The 18,406-nt window shown below is 44.9% G+C and carries 18 protein-coding genes; 17 read left to right on the top strand and 1 reads right to left on the bottom strand.

Annotation, left to right across the window (positions count from 1 at the left end):
• The first annotated feature begins 123 nt into the window (after positions 1 to 123).
• The 7 genes from ACQEXR_RS06365 (at position 124) to ACQEXR_RS06395 (ending at position 8,143) form a co-directional block, all read left to right on the top strand.
• A complete protein-coding gene (locus tag ACQEXR_RS06365) occupies positions 124 to 1,386 on the top strand; it encodes an imelysin family protein (RefSeq protein ID WP_426952708.1) in 1,263 nt (420 codons plus the stop codon).
• A 123-nt stretch (positions 1,387 to 1,509) separates the two neighbouring features.
• Entirely contained in the window at positions 1,510 to 2,904 is a 1,395-nt protein-coding gene (locus ACQEXR_RS06370) for a di-heme oxidoredictase family protein (protein ID WP_426952706.1), read from the top strand.
• 9 nt (positions 2,905 to 2,913) lie between these two features.
• Positions 2,914 to 3,945, top strand: a complete 1,032-nt coding sequence (locus tag ACQEXR_RS06375) for an imelysin family protein (protein WP_426952704.1) — start codon at positions 2,914 to 2,916, stop codon at positions 3,943 to 3,945.
• Positions 3,935 to 5,014 (top strand): DUF1513 domain-containing protein, encoded by a 1,080-nt coding sequence (locus tag ACQEXR_RS06380; RefSeq protein WP_426952702.1) that lies wholly within the window; start codon positions 3,935 to 3,937, stop codon positions 5,012 to 5,014. Before ACQEXR_RS06375 ends, ACQEXR_RS06380 begins: the two co-directional genes overlap by 11 nt.
• Positions 5,015 to 5,116: 102 nt before the next feature.
• A complete protein-coding gene (locus tag ACQEXR_RS06385) occupies positions 5,117 to 6,670 on the top strand; it encodes a L,D-transpeptidase family protein (RefSeq protein WP_426952700.1) in 1,554 nt (517 codons plus the stop codon).
• Between the two features lie 184 nt (positions 6,671 to 6,854).
• Positions 6,855 to 7,397 carry a DUF882 domain-containing protein gene (locus ACQEXR_RS06390; protein WP_138971330.1) on the top strand — a complete coding sequence of 181 codons (543 nt, stop codon included), beginning with the start codon at positions 6,855 to 6,857 and terminating at the stop codon, positions 7,395 to 7,397.
• 89 nt (positions 7,398 to 7,486) lie between these two features.
• The gene (locus tag ACQEXR_RS06395; protein WP_426952698.1) at positions 7,487 to 8,143 is read left to right on the top strand and encodes an MBL fold metallo-hydrolase; all 657 of its coding nucleotides are present in this window, start codon (positions 7,487 to 7,489) and stop codon (positions 8,141 to 8,143) included.
• A 70-nt stretch (positions 8,144 to 8,213) separates the two neighbouring features.
• Here ACQEXR_RS06395 and ACQEXR_RS06400 read toward each other — a convergent pair whose 3' ends face one another.
• The gene (locus ACQEXR_RS06400) at positions 8,214 to 8,882 is read right to left on the bottom strand and encodes a DUF2982 domain-containing protein (protein ID WP_427019972.1); all 669 of its coding nucleotides are present in this window, start codon (positions 8,880 to 8,882) and stop codon (positions 8,214 to 8,216) included.
• Positions 8,883 to 9,101: 219 nt separating this feature from the next.
• Between ACQEXR_RS06400 and ACQEXR_RS06405 the strand changes: the two genes are divergently transcribed.
• From ACQEXR_RS06405 to ACQEXR_RS06450, 10 genes are all read left to right on the top strand, one after another.
• Positions 9,102 to 9,479 (top strand): MarR family transcriptional regulator, encoded by a 378-nt coding sequence (locus ACQEXR_RS06405; RefSeq protein WP_138971333.1) that lies wholly within the window; start codon positions 9,102 to 9,104, stop codon positions 9,477 to 9,479.
• Between the two features lie 396 nt (positions 9,480 to 9,875).
• Positions 9,876 to 10,964 (top strand): TRAP transporter substrate-binding protein, encoded by a 1,089-nt coding sequence (locus ACQEXR_RS06410; RefSeq protein ID WP_138971334.1) that lies wholly within the window; start codon positions 9,876 to 9,878, stop codon positions 10,962 to 10,964.
• A gap of 115 nt (positions 10,965 to 11,079) precedes the next feature.
• Complete coding sequence (locus tag ACQEXR_RS06415) at positions 11,080 to 11,613, top strand: TRAP transporter small permease subunit (RefSeq protein WP_138971335.1); 534 nt, start codon at positions 11,080 to 11,082, stop codon at positions 11,611 to 11,613.
• A 12-nt stretch (positions 11,614 to 11,625) separates the two neighbouring features.
• Entirely contained in the window at positions 11,626 to 12,909 is a 1,284-nt protein-coding gene (locus tag ACQEXR_RS06420; protein WP_427019973.1) for a TRAP transporter large permease, read from the top strand.
• Positions 12,910 to 13,002: 93 nt separating this feature from the next.
• On the top strand, positions 13,003 to 14,364 hold the full coding sequence (locus ACQEXR_RS06425) for a cache domain-containing protein (RefSeq protein WP_427019974.1): 1,362 nt from the start codon (positions 13,003 to 13,005) through the stop codon (positions 14,362 to 14,364).
• Positions 14,357 to 14,995 (top strand): response regulator, encoded by a 639-nt coding sequence (locus ACQEXR_RS06430; protein WP_138971338.1) that lies wholly within the window; start codon positions 14,357 to 14,359, stop codon positions 14,993 to 14,995. The genes ACQEXR_RS06425 and ACQEXR_RS06430 overlap by 8 nt, the downstream gene beginning before the upstream one ends.
• A gap of 53 nt (positions 14,996 to 15,048) precedes the next feature.
• The gene (locus ACQEXR_RS06435; RefSeq protein ID WP_331428219.1) at positions 15,049 to 15,243 is read left to right on the top strand and encodes a DOPA 4,5-dioxygenase family protein; all 195 of its coding nucleotides are present in this window, start codon (positions 15,049 to 15,051) and stop codon (positions 15,241 to 15,243) included.
• Positions 15,244 to 15,334: 91 nt separating this feature from the next.
• Positions 15,335 to 15,937 carry a 2OG-Fe(II) oxygenase gene (locus ACQEXR_RS06440; RefSeq protein ID WP_331428220.1) on the top strand — a complete coding sequence of 201 codons (603 nt, stop codon included), beginning with the start codon at positions 15,335 to 15,337 and terminating at the stop codon, positions 15,935 to 15,937.
• A 353-nt stretch (positions 15,938 to 16,290) separates the two neighbouring features.
• The gene (locus ACQEXR_RS06445; protein WP_331417146.1) at positions 16,291 to 16,515 is read left to right on the top strand and encodes a hypothetical protein; all 225 of its coding nucleotides are present in this window, start codon (positions 16,291 to 16,293) and stop codon (positions 16,513 to 16,515) included.
• 471 nt (positions 16,516 to 16,986) lie between these two features.
• The gene (locus tag ACQEXR_RS06450; protein ID WP_427019975.1) at positions 16,987 to 18,405 is read left to right on the top strand and encodes a basic amino acid/polyamine antiporter; all 1,419 of its coding nucleotides are present in this window, start codon (positions 16,987 to 16,989) and stop codon (positions 18,403 to 18,405) included.
• The last annotated feature ends 1 nt before the right edge of the window (position 18,406 follow it).

Genomic DNA, 18,406 nt, shown 5'->3' on the forward strand with positions numbered 1-18,406 from the left:
TTTTTTGTTTGCTACTTGCAAAAAAATTGTAACTTTGTATTATTCGCATCTAGTAGTGCAAATGATAATAATTAGCACTAGCAATAAAGAATAATTATTAAGCTCAACAAGGATGCTTTTCAAATGAATGTAAAATCTCTATTGGCTCAATCAGTCGCAGCGTCGTTACTGATGGCAAGTGGCTCAGTATTCGCAGCAAATGTAACCAAAGAACAAGTTGTTGAGCACTATGCTGACGTTGCTCATGCTGTGTTTGCCGATTCATTGACTACAGCGCAATCGCTAGAGAAGTCGATCGAAGTCTTTCTGGCTAACCCAACGGCCGAAAAATTCCAGCAAGTAAAACAAGCTTGGCTTGAGTCTCGCGTTCCATACCAACAGTCTGAAGTTTTCCGTTTTGGTAACGCTGTTGTCGATGATTGGGAAGGTCAGCTAAATGCGTGGCCGCTGGATGAGGGCCTCATTGACTACGTATCATCTGAATACCAATACGAACTGGGTAATGAAGGCGCAAATGCCAACATCGTTGCTAATAAGCAGCTAACGATCGGTGCAACAAGGTTAGATGTAGCGAAAATTACACCAGAGCTGATTGCTGATCTAAACGAAGTCGGTGGTTCGGAAGCGAACGTCGCATCTGGTTACCATGCGATTGAGTTCCTTCTTTGGGGGCAAGATTTAAACGGAACTAATGCAGGAGCAGGTGCGCGTGCATACACAGATTTTGTGGTCGGTGAAAACTGTACCAACGGCAACTGTGACCGTCGTGGTGACTATCTAAAAGCCGCCGCTGAGTTACTCGTTCAGGACTTAGAGTGGATGGAAAATCAGTGGTCAGCGGATGTTAAAGGCAACTACCGTGAAGAGTTGATCAACGATTCCGCAGATAAAGGGTTACGTAAAATGTTGTTTGGTATGGGGTCACTTTCTCTTGGCGAATTGGCTGGTGAGCGTATGAAAGTAGCTCTAGAAGCCAACTCAACGGAAGATGAGCACGACTGTTTCTCGGACAATACGCACAATTCACACTACTACAATGAGCAAGGCATCTACAACGTCTACACTGGCACATACCAGCGTCAAGACGGTACATTGTTAGCTGGTCCTAGTATTCACGAACTTGTTGCTCAGAAAGACAAACAGGCAGCCAAAGAGATTCAAAAGCAATTTGATGTCACTCGTGCACAAGTGGGTCAGTTAGTGACTTCTGCTGAAAAGAACAACCAGTTCTTTGACCAGTTGATTGCTGCTGGTAACACGCAAGGTAACGCATTGGTCAATGAAACCATCATGTCGCTAGTGACGCAGACAGCTCAAATTGAACGAGCGGCAAAAATTGTCGGTATCACGAGTTTGAATCCAGACACCGCAGATCACGAGTTTTAATCGCTCGATGACTTAAACCGAAGGGCTCATTAGAGCCCTTTTGCCGTTTTTTTATCTAATGTGTTTTTGAGAATTATTCCCATTTAATCTGTGCGGTTATAGCGCCTTATGAGAGCTATCAGAATGAAGTTGTACTTGAAACCAGTTTTAACCTGTTTGCTAATGCTTAGCACCTCCATGTCATCCTTTGCTTATGATGTAACGTCGGGAGGCAAAACAACGGTCGAGAAAGAAGGCCCCAATGCGTTCTCGCTGCCAGCGGGCAATTTGCCTATGTCAAAACGTCTGGACTTTAGTGTCGGAAACAGTTTTTTCCGTAACCCTTGGGTTCAGGCTCCAGCGTCTACCGATGCACGTGATGGGTTAGGGCCGCTGTTTAATACAAATGGGTGCCAAAACTGTCACATTAAAGATGGGCGAGGCCATCCGCCAGAGGCCAATGATCTTCACGCGGTCTCGATGTTGGTGCGATTAAGTATTCCGCCAATGACTGCTGAGCAGAAAAAGGCGTATATCAAAGATGGCACTATTCCTGAGCCAACTTATGGTGGTCAACTACAAGACTTTGCTCTGCAAGATCAAACGGTGGAAGGCCAAGTAAGAATTACATACCAAGAGGTTCCGGTGACTTTTGCTGACGGAACACGCGTGTCATTGCGCAAACCGAATTTATCGATTGTTGAGTTGGGTTACGGAGAGATGCACCCACAAACGCAAATGTCTGCTCGTGTTGCGCCGCCAATGATAGGTCTTGGATTGCTAGAAAGTATTCCTGCTGCAACACTAAAAGCATGGGCAGATGAGCAAGACAAGGACGGAGATGGTATCTCAGGAAAACTGAATATCGTCTGGGACGTTCGTGGCAATGATTTTGCTATCGGTCGATTTGGCTGGAAAGCGGGACAGCCGAACTTAATGCAGCAGAATGCTGCGGCTTTTAACGGCGACGTGGGTCTAACTAGCTCGCTATTTCCAAATGAGAACTGTACTGCTAAGCAGACACTTTGTCGCGAGTTACCTAACGGTGGTTCACCTGAGGTCAGTGATAACATTCTTGATTTCGTAGAGTTCTATTCACAGCACTTAGCGGTCCCAGCAAGACGTAATATCAACAAGCCGGAAGTTAAATTAGGGCAACAATTGTTTGCAAAAGTGGGTTGTGAAAGCTGTCATAAAACCAATGTAAAGACGGCAACACGCGAAGAACTGCCATCGTTGTCTAACCAAACCATTCACCCATACACTGACATGTTACTGCATGATATGGGGCCAGGGCTTGCTGACAATCGCCCTGAATATCTGGCGAATGGGCAGGAGTGGAGAACACAACCTCTATGGGGTATTGGTTATACCAAAGAAGTCAATGGCCACACTTATTTTCTGCATGACGGACGTGCACGTAACCTGATGGAAGCAGTACTGTGGCATGGCGGAGAAGCTGAAGCCGCAAAACAGAAGGTGTTGCAGTTTAATCAGACAGAACGAGATGCACTGATTGCATTTCTTAACTCGCTATAGGAATTACCGATGAACTATACCAAGCTTGTTTTAGCCTCATCATTTTCGTTGTCACTCTTGGGGTGCCAAAGTATTGGAAATGATGCAAATCAGCCTCAACTGACTGATCACTATAGTCAGGCCGTTTATCAAGTCGAGTTTATGTCTGCGCAGAAGTTTAGAACAGAGGCCGATAAGCTCACTGACTCGATATCAAGCTATTGTGCTTCGACCACAGGTATTGAAGCAGTCAAATCTCAATGGCATCAGACTATGCTGAGTTGGATGGCGCTCCAAGGACAAGAGCGTGGCCCAGAAGCGGCTTTGGCCCAAAGCTGGAACGTACAGTTTTGGCCCGACAAAAAAAATACCACTGGGCTTAAAATGAGTGCATTGATTAAGCAGCCCAATGCTTGGTCAGCGCAAGCGATTGCGCTTCAGAGTGTTACCGTTCAGGGACTAGGTTCAGTCGAATGGTTATTGTTTGATCAAGCCTCTGATTTGACGGGGAATCCTCGAACTTGTCAGACCGCGACGTCGATTGCAGAAAATCTTCAAAGTAATGCCAATAAAATTGCTGACGCATGGACGTTGAACCCATGGGTTGAGCTTAACGAGCAGCAATGGCAATCAGAGTATATTGCGCTGCTGTCTAACCAGCTCGAATACAGCATGAAAAAAATGAGCCGCCCGCTGGCGAATTTTGGTCAACCTCGCCCATATTTTTCAGAGTCTTGGCGCTCTAAAACATCGATGCAAAACCTTCGTGCCAATATAGTAGCGATAGAAAAACTCTATTTTTCCGAGGGCAATGGACTGGATGCCATACTGCGTCAGCAAGACAAATCGGATCTTGCCGATCGAGTGGCTAATCAGTTTGCAATGACCATTGAGACTTGGCCAACGGACATGAGCTTGTTCGATATGTTGCAAACCAAGCAAGGCTACCAAAACGCCTACTCTCAATACAATAAACTAGAGCAATTGCAATATCTGATTCATGAAGAAGTCGCGATTGAACTAGGCGTAATTATAGGATTCAACGCAACTGATGGTGACTGATAGTACTCGTCGTAAATTGCTAAAGGCGGCTCTATTTGCAGCGGCTTATCCGCTTGTTGGATGTGTTTCTACCAAACCGAAAATGAAGCAACCCTCTCTGGTTGGGTGCGCAATTGTAGGTCGAGATCGTTACAGTGCAGTGGTTGCAGATTCATATGGTATGCCAATCCACTCAGTATCTCTTCCGCAAAGAGGGCACGGTGTCGCCACTTTAGCGCAACTGAATCACGCCGTGGCCTTTGGACGTCGGCCAGGGACCTTCTTTCAGGTGTTTGACTTTCAGACCGGTGATGTGATCAAACTGAGAGCTGCGGACAGCAACCGTCATTATTACGGACATGGTGTCTACTCAAATGACGGGCAGTGGTTATATGCCACTGAAGGTGAGCGTGGTACCAGCCGAGGCATTATTGGTATTTATGATGTTGCTGCCGGTTACAAAAAAGTCGCTGAGTTTAGCGGGTTTGGCGTCGGCCCTCATGAAGTGATCGTGATGCCAAATGATATCTTGGTTATCGGTGTCGGCGGGGTGCACACTAATGGGCGTGAGCCGCTCAACTTGGCTACAATGATGCCGAGTCTGAGTTACTTAAATCACAATGGCGAGCTTATTGAGCAAGTGGGACTGAGCGACCACAAACTCAGTATCCGACATTTGGCCCACGATGGTTCAGACACGGTACTTTGTGGGCAGCAGTACCGAGGTGAGGCGGATGAATATCCTTCGCTGTTGGCTATGCATAAAGTGGGAGGAGAGCTTGTGCCGTTACAAGCAGAGCCTGAGCAGTGGGCTCGCTTTGATCATTACATTGCGAGTATCGCGGCAACGCAAGAGTGGATTTTAGCGACTTCTCCTCGCGGCAACTGCTACGGCATCTGGTCGAAAGAGACGCACCAGCTGGTTGAGTTGGCTCCACTGCCTGATGCCTCTGGAGTCGTCGTTGAAAGTGATCAGTTTAAAGTGAGCTCAGGTAGCGGTGGTGTGATTAGCCAGTCAGCGCCAGGCGCTAAGGAGATCGTTCAATCTGGCGTGCAGTGGGACAACCATTGGGCGAAACTGAGCGGCTAATTTCTGAAAAACTTAGACACTCCCGTCAGTCTTAAAAACAAGTCATACCGAGCGCTTTCATCTCTGCCATACTTTACCTAAACGTATGGCAGGGATGTGACAATGCGAAGATGGGCTTATTGGTTGATATTATTGTGTCTGACTCCTTCAGCGGTGCTATCTGCCCCTTATTTTAATCAGATAGGATGGTTGAAGTCGGACAGTCAACTGCACCGATTGTTGCAATACCCTGCTGTGGTTGAAGATATTTACCGCAATAACAACGATCAGATGATCTGGTTCGATCTGCAACAAAGTAGCAAGTTAGAGTTTCAGCTAGAAGTCATCGATCTCGCTGGCTTTAGCGCGTTGTTTTCCCGTCAGCTAAGCTATTTGCAGTTTTACCGCAAGAGCAATCGCTGGTACGAGTATGACTTACTTGCGACCGATACCTTACTGCTTTACATGAGTTATGCCGAAGTGGCGAAGACTCGTGGGCAAGACTGGTTCTTTGAACGCAAAATGACGCAACCTCTGCCTCTTCCTCCCAACAGTGCACTAATTGCTACCCACAGAGCGATTGGGCAGCAGCAACTGGGTGAGTTGATCGAAGCGTATACTCCTGACTCTTCAGGTTATCAGGATCTCGTTGACACTTACCTGCATATGGTCAAATACCAAAAAATCGATACGCCAGTGTATCGACAGTCAGGTTTGGTTAAGGTTGGAGATAAGCTGGACAATCGGGATGTACTGCTTCAAAGGCTAGAAATAGTCGACGTTAACCTCTTGGATGTACGCAAGGACGTCAGTTGGTATGACCGTTCACTAGAAAATGCGGTGAAAGAGTTTCAGCGACTACATGGCTTAAAGGCAGACGGCATAATTGGCCCAGAAACCATTAAGTGGATTAACTTACCGATCGAGAAGCGGCTAGCCATTTTAGCGATTAACGCTGAGCGTATTCGTTACTGGCCAGCAGAACGAGACACGATTATCGTGGTCAATGTGCCGAGCTTCCAAATGAAATACTGGAATTCGGGACAAACGGTATTCGAATCAAAAGTAGTGGTGGGTAAAAAGGCTCGTCCAACACCCCTAATGATGACGAAGTTAGATTCCTTGATTCTCAATCCTACCTGGAATGTCCCTTGGAAAATCATGGTGGAAGATATTATCCCGAAAGTGCAGCAGGACAGGGATTATCTCGTCAATCATAATATCCAGATTATTCCCAAATGGGGCTCACAAGAAGTGATAGACCCAAACGATATTGACTGGGAGAACCTCAAGCCAGAGACGTTTCCTTATCGTATGACGCAGCTTTCAGGGAGCGCTAACGCGTTAGGCCTTTATAAATTTAATACGCCTAATCGACGAGCGATATATCTGCACGATACACCAAGTAAAAACCTGTTTGCTGAAACACAACGAGCGTTTAGCTCAGGATGTATTCGAGTTGAGAACGCTGATGTGTTTGCGGATACCTTACTGCAAACACAGGGTTTAGTGATGGATGAACAAGCTCAACAGACACCGAGACCCAATCAGTCGATCCCTCTCAAAAATCGTATACCAGTCCATATCATTTACCAAACGGCATGGTATGAGGAAGGCAATGTCCACTACAGGGAAGACATTTACCGCCTCGACAGATTTAGTTACACAAAGGGATAAACTTGACCAAACCTTTACCGAGGCAATTCGAAACTATTTTTATCAATAGGTTCAACAATTAAGCAAAAAGATCGTGCTCAAGTGCCACCTTGAGCACGTTTTATGCATTTGCACTTCACAACAGAGTTAGGTAGTGTCACCAGTCGACACGTTAGAGCAACAATTATTGTGAAGGTATTTGAAAGTGGCATTATCCCGACGAGATTTTATTAAACTGGCCGGAAGTGGTTTGGTAGTAGCGAGTTGTATTCCTAGTATCGCTTTGGCGAAATACCCAGATCAACCTCGAACTCTTGCACTGACAAACCTCCATACACGAGAAGCGCTTGAAACATGTTATTTTGATGGTACCCGTTACGTTTCACGAGAACTTAACCGACTGAATCACCTTTGCCGCGATTTTAGACGTGACGAAGTCTATCCAATGGATAAGAAACTGTTCGATCACATTAGCTTGATTCAGAAAGCGCTAAGTGTCGAAGCAGAAGTTCAGATTATCTCAGGCTACCGCTCTCCAGCGACGAATGAATCATTGCGCGGTAAGTCAAAGGGTGTGGCAAAGAAGAGCTATCATATGCTGGGTCAAGCGATAGATTTTCGTCTTGACGGTGTCAGTCTGAAGCGCGTGCGAGACGTTTCTAGAGAGCTACAACTTGGTGGCGTAGGTTACTATCCAAGTAGTAATTTTGTTCATATTGACACTGGTCCAGTTCGCTATTGGTCATAGCTTTATCACTAGGGCGCGGGTCGAGTGTTGTCAAAGCGCTTGGCAAATGTCATAGTTCAGCGAGTTAAGACGTTTATCAAGGTTTATTTATGTCACTTAAGTATCAAGTCGTTCCTGTCACTTCGTTTTCTCAAAACTGCTCTATTGTTTGGTGTGACCAAACAATGGAAGGTATCGTTGTTGATCCAGGCGGCGACGTGAAACAGCTCGCGATGCTAATCAAAGAACTTGGTGTCAAAGTGGTTAACCTTGTTTTGACCCACGGTCACTTAGATCATGTTGGCGGTACAGAACCGTTGGCTGATGAGCTAGGCGGTGTAGAAATCGTTGGTCCGCATAAAGATGATAACTTTTGGCTACAAGGTCTTGAAGGCCAGAGCCAAATGTTTGGTTTCCCTTTGACTCAAGCGTTTGAGCCAAATCAATGGCTTAATGACGGCGATAAAATTGTGTTTGGTCAACAGGTTATGAATGTCATTCACACTCCGGGACACACTCCGGGCCATGTTGTGCTTTACAGCGAAGAGGCGAAACTGGCTTTTGTTGGCGATGTTCTGTTCAATGGCTCAGTGGGGCGTACCGATTTCCCGAAAGGGGATTTTGATACCCTAATTAACTCGATTAAGAGCAAGCTATGGCCACTAGGTAACGATGTGCGCTTTGTCCCTGGTCATGGGCCAGAGTCAACGTTTGGTCGTGAACGCGCTTCGAATCCATTCGTTGCGGATGAAATGCCTCTTTACTAACGGAATACACAGAAAAGGTCGCTTATGCGACCTTTTTTTTTGGGCAGGAGATTGCCGACTAGCCATTCCATCACTCCTCAGGCTCGGCAGCGGCTAAATAACGTCGAGCAAGGCCGACAAAGTCTTTGGCATCTCTATCGAGGTCATTTGCTGAGATAAAAATATCGTAATCGAAATACTCACGCTGATATCTCATTCGATTAGCTAACATCGCTTGCAATCCCTTAAATTCCTTACCACTTGAGTTTCGATAAGATTGTGAGTCTAAAACGATCTCTTCAAAACGTTCACTTTGATGATGCTGGCGAGCGCCCAGATAGAGCAGGGCGCGTTGACTGAGCAGAATTTCAGTCGCTATTCGCGGGCATATGCTCTCTAAGTAAGGGGAGTAGTTTTTAATCTTAATTCCAATCCAAGGAAGAGGCTGTTGCCATCCCTCCTGATCATAATGGCAGATACCTATCTTTTGAATGTTGTTCCACTTGAGTACCCAGCCACCTTTAAACAGGTGTTGCTGAAAGTGACTGGCTGTCAGGGTAAATTGAACGGTACTTTTTAGCACTAACAAGTAGCCGAATCCGAGCAGACAAAGAATCGCAATCACGGTTAAAACGGCTTGTTGCCATCCTGGCGCATAGAGCATAAGAAACAGGCAGCCGATGACAAAAAGTCCGACTAACCAGCGACTCGTAATCGGTGAAATGAGGAAAGGGTGATTGGTTAAGTGTACCGTTTGCATATTCCACAACCCGTAAGTGTAATACCTCTGTTTATATACTCAGTAGTGACAAATTTGATCACTGGAGAGACTGATTAAATTGTAGTCTGATCCAAGTATATCGCGCATTTTTGTGGCATAAAACCACCCATGCTCTGTAAATGGGTGCAAAATTTTGGTATAAATCGCGCTTCAAATTTTCACCACTGCTCCGTATGCAGTGAAATGGAGAGATACTCGATGAGACTTGCTCACAAGCGCAAAGTGCAGGCAAAACTGCAAAAACGCATCAAAGCGACAGTTGCAAATGTACAAGCAACAAAGAAAGCTAAGCCTGCAGTTGAGAAGAAAGTAGCTGTAAAACCAGCAGCGGAGAAAGTAGTCGTTGCTGCAACAGCAACAACTGACGTTGCGCTTACTCCAAAGCAGCAACAAGTTCTAGAAATCGTTGTTAGCAACGCAGAAGGCATCAACCCTAAAGGTATCGGTCTGGCAGCAGGTCAAGACGATGCTAAAGCAGCATCTTGGGCAACGGGTGCGCTGAAGAAACTATTAGAAGAAAATCTAGTAGTCAAAGAGCAACTAGCGGGCAACAAAGTTATTTATAAAGCAGTTTAATTGCCGCTGGAAAAATCACTGCAAGCCTAAGTGCTTTGCTGATTAATGTGTATTAGCCTCGACTTATGTCGGGGCTTTTTCATATCTAGTGGTAATTTTATCTGTCCAAGTCACACTTTTTATCAATATATTTATTTTCTATCGCGTACGACTTACTAAGTATATCCTCACAGTGCTGAGTCGATGCCTTAATTTAATACTATGTTTTTAAAGGCATTTATTTGTTTATGGACTTTTGGCTACGTATTAATACGTAATTCTTTAGTCGAATTTTACGTGTCGCTGTTAAATTTTATCAGTGTTCTCGCTGATTTTATCTTGTTAATAGATGACTCAATCTATAAGTGAAACAAAAGGTACCTAGATGGGTATGACCGTTAAACAAAGGACGTGAACATGAGTCTTATTAAACAATCTCTAAAAAGAGTATTAAAAGTGACGGCGATGGCAGCAGCTCTCGCGGTTATGTCGACTTCAGTATCCGCAGCTGAAAAAGTTTATCGCTTAAAGCTTGCTGAAACTTGGGGACCAAATTTCCCAGTGTTTGGTGACGCAACAAAGAATATGGCGGCAATGGCTGAGAAAATGTCTAATGGCCGTTTGCAAATTCGTATCGACTCAGCGAACAAACACAAAGCGCCGTTAGGTATTTTCGATATGGTTAAGTCTGGTCAATATGACATGGGTCACTCAGGCTCTTACTACTGGAAAGGCAAAGTACCTAACACTCTTTACTTCACTTCTATGCCTTTCGGTATGACACCAGCAGAGCAGTACGCGTGGTTCTACCATGGTGGTGGTATGGAACTGATGGATAAAGTCTATTCCCCTCACAACTTACTCTCGTTCCCTGGTGGTAACACTGATATTCAGATGGGCGGCTGGTTCCAGAAAGAGATCAATTCAGTCGAAGATTTGCAAGGTCTTAAAATGCGTATCCCAGGTTTTGCTGGTGAAATCTTAGCTGAATTGGGCGCAAAACCAACCAACATCGCACCTGGTGAACTGTACACGTCGCTTGAACGTCGTACGATTGATGCGTTGGAATGGGTTGGACCTTCACTAGACCTACGTATGGGCTTCCACAAAATTGCACCTTACTACTACACGGGTTGGCATGAGCCAGGTTCAGAACTTCAATTCCTAGTGAACAAACGTGTATGGGAGGGATTGCCAGAAGATCTACAAGAAATCCTACGTGTGGCTATGCGTACAGCGGCTTACGATATGTACACGCAAGCAACGCACGAAAGTGGCAAAAACTGGGTTTCTATCAAGTCTGAATATCCTGATGTTCAGGTTAAAGACTTCCCACCTGAGGTAATGAATGCACTGCATGAAGCGAATGACCGTCTACTGGCTAAGCATGCTGAGTCTGACGACCTTGCGAAAGAGATTCAGAAATCTCAAGCAGATTACCTAAAACAAGTTCGTTCATGGACAGATATATCACACCGTGCTTACCTGAACAGCCAAGCACAATAATAATTAGAATCGCCATGCGTGACGGCGTCACGTATGGTGCTAAGCCCAAGAAAAACCTCTAATAAACGCCATGCCAATCAGCATGGCGTACATTCAAAATTCCATGGAGTAGGGAATGAGAAGCCTAATTTATATCGAGCGAGTATTTAATCGCTTTGGTGACTTCCTCGGATGGTTATCAAGTATATTGTTCATTTTGTTATTGGCTAACGTCGTGTATGACGTAGTAATGCGCTATGCCTTTAATGATGTTTCAATTGCCTTTCAGGAAATGGAATGGCATCTATTCTCAGCGGTTTTCCTACTCGGCATTCCTTATGCCATTAAAGCGGGTGGCCATGTTCGAGTAGACCTGTTCTATGAGCGCTTGTCTCATAAAGCTCAGTCAATCATCGATATGCTTGGAACACTCTTTTTCTTACTACCATTTTGTATCCTTGTGACTTACTACGGTATCGACTTCGCCAAAGAGAGTTACGCACTGGGAGAAACATCGGGCGATCCGGGTGGCTTACCTTACCGCTGGATTATCAAGGCTATGATTCCATTGTCTTTCTTGTTCATGGCAATTAGCGGTATTGGTCTATTTCTTCATTCATTAAACAAGATCGTTAACCCGCATCTAATCTACGCAGAAAAACAGAAGTAAGGAGACAGGAAAATGGTTGGTATTGTAATGTTTTTTGTTGCCTTGTTTGCTCTGCTACTTGGCTTCCCTGTCGCGTTTACCTTTGGTGGTATCGCTCTTATCTTTGGTGTTTGGGCTGAAGGTTGGGATATGTTTGCCTTTATGCCTTACCGCGTTCAGTCGATAATGGAAAATACGGTTCTGATGGCCGTTCCGCTGTTTGTTTTTATGGGCTTGGTTCTGCAAAAAACACGTCTAGCAGAACAGTTACTTGAGTCCATGGGCAAACTGTTCGGTGGGGTACGTGGTGGTATTGCGATTTCTACCGTTTTGGTTGGTGCCTTACTTGCTGCGTCTACTGGTGTGGTGGGTGCTTCCGTGGTGGCAATGGGCTTAATCTCTCTCCCTGTTATGCTCAAGTACAATTACGACAAAGGGTTAGCATGCGGCACCATCTGTGCGTCTGGTACTTTAGGACAAATCATTCCGCCATCTATCGTATTGATTCTATTGGGTGATGTGCTCGGTGTCCCTGTAGGCGACTTGTTTCAAGCAGCGGTTTGGCCTGGTCTCGCCCTCGTAGGTGCGTACGTGGTCTATATCTTGATTTACGCCAAGTTAAATCCAGAAGCGGCTCAACCGATTCCGAGTGATGGTGATATCAGCCGCAAAGAGGAAGTCATTAAAGCGTTGAAAGCGGTTGTTCCGCCGCTCGCTCTAATCGTTGTCGTGTTAGGTTCAATTTTTGCTGGCATCGCGACACCAACAGAGTCTGCGGCGCTAGGTGGTGCGGGTGCTATCGTACTGGCTCTACTATACCGCCAGTTCAGTTGGTCTATGGTCTACGAAGCGTCAAAAGAGACGGTGAAAGTGACGGCGATGGTATTTGCGATCTTGTTGGGTGCGACTGCATTCTCTATGGCATTTACTTACACTGGCGGTGACTATTTAGTCGAAGAGTGGATGCTGCAATTACCTGGAGAGAAGTGGGGCTTCCTCATCATTACCATGCTGGTTATTCTGATCCTCGGCTTCTTTATCGACTTCGTAGAAATCTGTTTCATTATCGTACCGATTCTTGCGCCTGTTGCAGAAATCCTTGGCATCAATATGACTTGGTTTGCGATTCTGATTGCGATGAACTTACAGGCATCCTTCTTGACGCCACCCTTTGGTTTCAGTCTGTTTTATCTCAAAGGCGTCGCGCCAAAAGGAGTGACGACAAGAGATATCTATCGCGGTGTAATGCCATTCATCGGCATACAAATCGCGGTATTGATAACCCTGCTTGTCTTCCCACAATTTTACGGAATGTGATCATTTAATTACAGTTAGTCTACAACTCCTGTTAAAGTTAGGTTGCTTGCCCACTAGGGTAAGCAACCTATGTTGTTTTAAAGGGGGAAGGGAATGCCTCTACAAGCCAAGCTGATTGTACTCAGCTTATTGCCACTACTCCTAGTTACGGCTTTGACCAGTTGGATCTCCATTCATCAAGCAAAAACATTGGGTGAGAAAGAGATCCAAATATTTGAAGATGGACTGATTCGTTCAAAAGAAACGGCACTTAAAGACAAAGTGGACTTGGCGTTTGACGCGATTTCGCACATCTACAATGATGAAGAGTTGCCAGAAGAAGCAGCGAAACAACAGGTTAAAGAAGTCTTGACTAAGCTTCGCTACGGTAAAGATAAAGACGGTTATTTCTTTGCCTACGACGAAAGCGGTACCAATCTTGTTCATCCTGTTATGCCAGACCTCGTTGGACAAAATCTATTGTATATTCGAGATAAGAATGGCGACTACCTGATTAAAGCGCTGTTGGCTGAAGCACAGAATGGTGGCGGCTTTCATCAATATTTGTGGCAAAAACCTTCAACAGGGGAAAATGTCACCAAGTTAAGCTATGCCGCATGGTTAGATAAATGGAATTGGATGGTCGGCACTGGGCTTTATATCGAAGATATCACCTATGAAGTCGCCAATCTGAAATCTGAAGTTAACCGCAATATAGAGACGACCTTTTTCTCAGTAATTGTGATTGTGGTGGTTACCGTGGGTGTCATTGTGGTGATTACCTTGGCGGTTAATCTGCATGAACACAAACTGGCTGATAGAAGCTTAAAACAGCTAGCGCACCAAACAGTGATGTTCCAAGAGGATGAGAAGAAACATTTAGCACGGGAGTTGCATGATGGCATCAATCAGCTTCTGGTATCGAGCAAATGCCATTTGGAGTTGCTGGCGAGCAAAATTGACGATGCCGCATTGCAGCAACACCTTCAAAAGTCTCAGCAGTCGCTGACCACAGCAATTAATGAAGTTCGCCATATTTCTCATAACTTGCGTCCTAGCGCCCTTGATGATATTGGTTTGGAAGCCGCACTTAATAGTTTGTTGCTCGATTTTAAATCACACTCTGGCGTCGAAATCGAAGCGTCACTATCGACTCAACCTGGTAAGTTACAATCCGATGCTGCAACGACGTTATACCGTGTGGCTCAGGAATCACTGACTAATATAGAAAAACATTCACATGCCAATAATGTCAGTGTGATACTGCAGCAAATGGGCAATATGTTGCAACTGATTATCCGTGATGATGGCGTTGGCTTTGATGTCGGAAGCGCCCTTAGGAAAAGCGGTATCGGGCTGAGAAATATGCGCGAAAGGGTTGAATTTATTGGCGGAGACTTCGAAGTAGAAAGTGAGCCGGGGTTCGGAACGGAAATAACTGTGTTACTGGAATTGGACGGATTAGTTTATGGATAAACCGATAAAAGTGGTGATTGTCGATGATCACCAAGTTGTTTTAGATGGATTTATCGCTCGTTTAGAAACTGAAGATGATATTGAGGTGGTTGGTTCTGCCAGCAACGGTGTGGAAGCAATAACAGTGGTCAAAGCTTTAATGCCCGACGTTGTATTGATGGACGTGAGTATGCCATTGATGAATGGGATTGATGCGACAGCTCTAATCAAAGAAGAGATGCCTGATGTAAAGGTGTTAATGCTCACAATGCATGACAATCGTGAGTACATAATGAAAGTGATGCAGGTGGGAGCTGTCGGTTATATGCTCAAGGAAATCTGTGCACGTCGTATGGTTCAAGCGATTAAAACAGTCTATCAAGGATCGACCTACTTTTGTGAATCAGTAACTCAGACCTTGTTTTCTCAACAAGTCATCCCGAGTAGTAAGAAACCCAATCCACTTAGCCGACGTGAAGAGGCGATTTTGAAGTTGGTGGCGGAAGGCAAGAGTAGTAAGGAAATTGCCTCTTTGTTGAACATTAGTTATCGAACAGTGGAAACCCATCGTCAGAATATAAAGCATAAGCTTGACCTGCATAGTACGGCAGAGCTGGCTAAGTACGCTTTTGAGAAGGGTATTGTTGCCTGATTTGTAATGAACGTAAGTATGCGCGACTGTGGCGAAGTGCAGTGTTAAGGTAAATGTCGATTTTTTCGGTAAGTTTTACCGATAAAGACTTCAACAACCTCATTCCTTGGCTAGATCAACAACGCAACGGTCACTCAATCTTAATACATGGTGTGACGGGCGATGACTTAAAAGATCACACCGATTATGCCGACTGGCTAAGCGATGCGATTGATCTGAATCTTACGATTTTTGCTCTCGACAAATAGGGCTTGTCCATTCGGTAAATAACCTGAGTTGTTCCAATGGCGCCGCTTGTGTAAAAGCGTTGACTTATTTCATCATTGGGCAGAATTGGCAATGGAGCAACTCATCGATGCGTTGTTTACGCACGGTTATTATGTATGGGACGATTTTTTAAATGAAGATGAAGTTGCACAGTTAAGGGAATGTATTCCAGCAGATTGGAAAAACGCTCGAATTGGACGTAACGAAGAAAGGGCACTAGAACGTAAGATTCGTAGCGACAAAATTCAGTGGTTACAGCCTACAATGGGATTTCCAGTCGAATGTTACCTAGCGAAAATGGAGCAGATTCGGCTTGAAGCCAATCGCTACTTCTTCTTAGGTCTTTTCGAATATGAAGCACATTTCGCGAAATACGAAAAAGGCGATTTTTATCAAAAGCACTTAGACAGTTTTAATGGTAATGAAAACCGTCGACTAACGACGGTTTTTTATATGAATGAATCTTGGAGCGAACAAGACGCAGGTGAGTTGGTGGTGTACGATCTGGATGATAATAAGCTCGCTCAGATATCACCAAAGTCAGGACGCTTGCTGGTCTTTTTCTCTGAACAGTTTCCGCATGAAGTGTTGCCTACAAACGCGGATCGTTACAGTATTGCTGGATGGTTCCGCGTTAACGGGGTGAAAGACAACTTGCTCGATATTGCCCGTTAATCCTCTAAAAACAGAAGTGACAATTGTCTGCTGTTAACCCATGAACACCTTGTCGACTCGCGAGGTGTTCTTCGCCTTGTTTCCGTCCCATCGTATACCCCTCATCGCGCCACCTTCAACAACAAGTACTCTCATAATGTCCTCAACTCAAAACGATCGATAACCGGAGTCTAACCAGCTGTAACGCGGGAGGATAATGGATGGTCTATATCGTTGTGATAGCTTCAATCTATCAAGGTGTAGCAATACATTATGCGACTTTAAGTTTTGCCTGTTTTTTTATACAGTATTTTCTTGACGTAGTGAATTGAGTACCTATACTGTTTATAAATACAGTTGTATAGGAGGCTAGTATGTTGTCAGAAACCATCGAACGCGTTAACCGCCTACGTCAACAGGCTTTGTGTGATCCAAAATTCATTCAATCAGCCAAAGCACATGAAAAGGCGCTCAAAGCTCAAGAGCAGCAGAATAGTGCTGCGAAAAAACTCAAATCTAAAGTGAGAAGAGACAAGAGTCTCGCTGAGATCTATCATCAAACTGAGTTTGGTCAGCGCTCTGATAGCTCGACACACTAACTAAACGCCGAAGCAGTCTAACTGGCTGCTTTTTGCGCAAAAAAATGGCCGCTTTACAGCGACCGCACAAACAGGAAGTAATGGATATAATAGGTAAGCAATGCGCATTCAGCCATTGATACCTTTATTGAGTCTAGTCCATGATCTTAGTTTGGCGAGTTGTCGTTCTATAAATTGCGTCAATTTCTGATTGGGGCATTGATTTTTCTTCTGAATTTCAATGATTTCAATACTGTATTTACTATGTTTTTCAGGCTATATATCTGCAGTGTAGTTATGAATCCGACGATTATTGTTGTTAAGTTGCATTTATTTGGACTAATTCACTACTATTGATTCCAACCATTGATCGATGACAATGAAAGGTGAGATTTGTTTGCTATGTATGCGATATGCCTCACATCAGGTCTGCCTATTCAAAGTTAATCGTCGTAAAATCCCTTCCTTCTGATTGCGTCCCGTGGAAACAACATGGATAACAAACTTGGCTTGAGCTCCCTGACCGCCATCGTCATCGGTTCGATGATTGGAGCTGGTGTGTTTAGCTTGCCACAAAATATGGCTTCGGTAGCTAGCCCTGCTGCTGTAATGATTGGCTGGACAATCACTGGCGTGGGTATGATCTTTCTTGCGCTCTCTTTCCAAACGCTTGCCTCACATCGACCAAATGTCGACAGCGGTGTTTTTGGCTACGCAAAAGCGGGATTTGGGGATTTTGTTGGTTTTTGCTCAGCATGGGGCTACTGGCTAAGCGCAATGTTGGCCAACGTCTCTTATCTGGTTATCGTATTCAGCACTCTGGGGATGCTATTTGATACTCCGGATAACGTTATTTTTGGTCAAGGCAACACGGTAATTTCGATTATTGGTGCATCTTGCTTGCTGTGGATGGTGCATGCGCTGGTGTTGCGCGGCGTCCAAACTGCCGCATTGATTAATATGGTGACAACGTACGCAAAACTGGTCCCGCTGATGGCGTTTATTGTCTGTGCGATGCTTGCCTTTAGTTGGAACACTTTCACTCTTGATTTTACCGGCGTTCATTTTGGTGAGGAGCACAGTCTGTGGTCGCAAGTGAAGAGTACGATGCTAGTGACGGTGTGGGTGTTTATCGGCATTGAAGGCGCTGTTGTCGTCTCAGGTAGAGCTCGAAACAGAAAGGATATCGGGCGAGCGACGATTCTAGGGCTGCTTACCGCGTTAGCAATCTATGTATTCGTCACCTTACTTTCAATGGGTGTGGTAAAGCCGGTTGAACTGGCTCAATATCAAAACCCATCTATGGCGCGAGTATTGACGGTCATTTTAGGTCCATGGGGACAATACATCATCAGTATTGGGTTACTGATCTCCGTGTGTGGTGCATTTCTAAGCTGGACAGTTCTTGCGTCTGAAGCGCCTTATCTATGCGCTAAGGAGAAGATGTTTCCTAAAAGTTATGCGCGACTGAACGAAGCGGGGAGTCCGGTTAAGCCGCTGACCTTAACGAATATCTGGATTCAGATTTCCCTAATCTTTGTCATGTTCGCTGGTAGTACTTACGACACCTTGCTGATTATCGCTTCAGAGATGATTTTGGTACCGTATTTCTTAGTCGGAGCGTTTGTCCTAAAAATAGCCATTGAAGAGAAGAATCGAGGCAGCCTACTTTTTATCGGTCTCGGTGCATCTGTTTACGGACTATGGCTGTTGTACGCGTCTGGTCTCAACTATTTATTGTTGTCCGCAATACTCTATCTGCCCGGACTGTATTTCTACATCAAGGCCAAAAGTGAACAAGGCGTGAATCCATTCGCAGGAAAGGAAAAGCTTGGAGCAAGCATGCTTGGAGTAACAGCGCTGTTCTCGATGGCTCTTCTGTGGCAAGGCAGCCTTAGTCTCGGATTTTGAC

Source organism: Vibrio sp. TRT 2004 (assembly GCF_050113735.1).
Classification (GTDB): domain Bacteria; phylum Pseudomonadota; class Gammaproteobacteria; order Enterobacterales; family Vibrionaceae; genus Vibrio.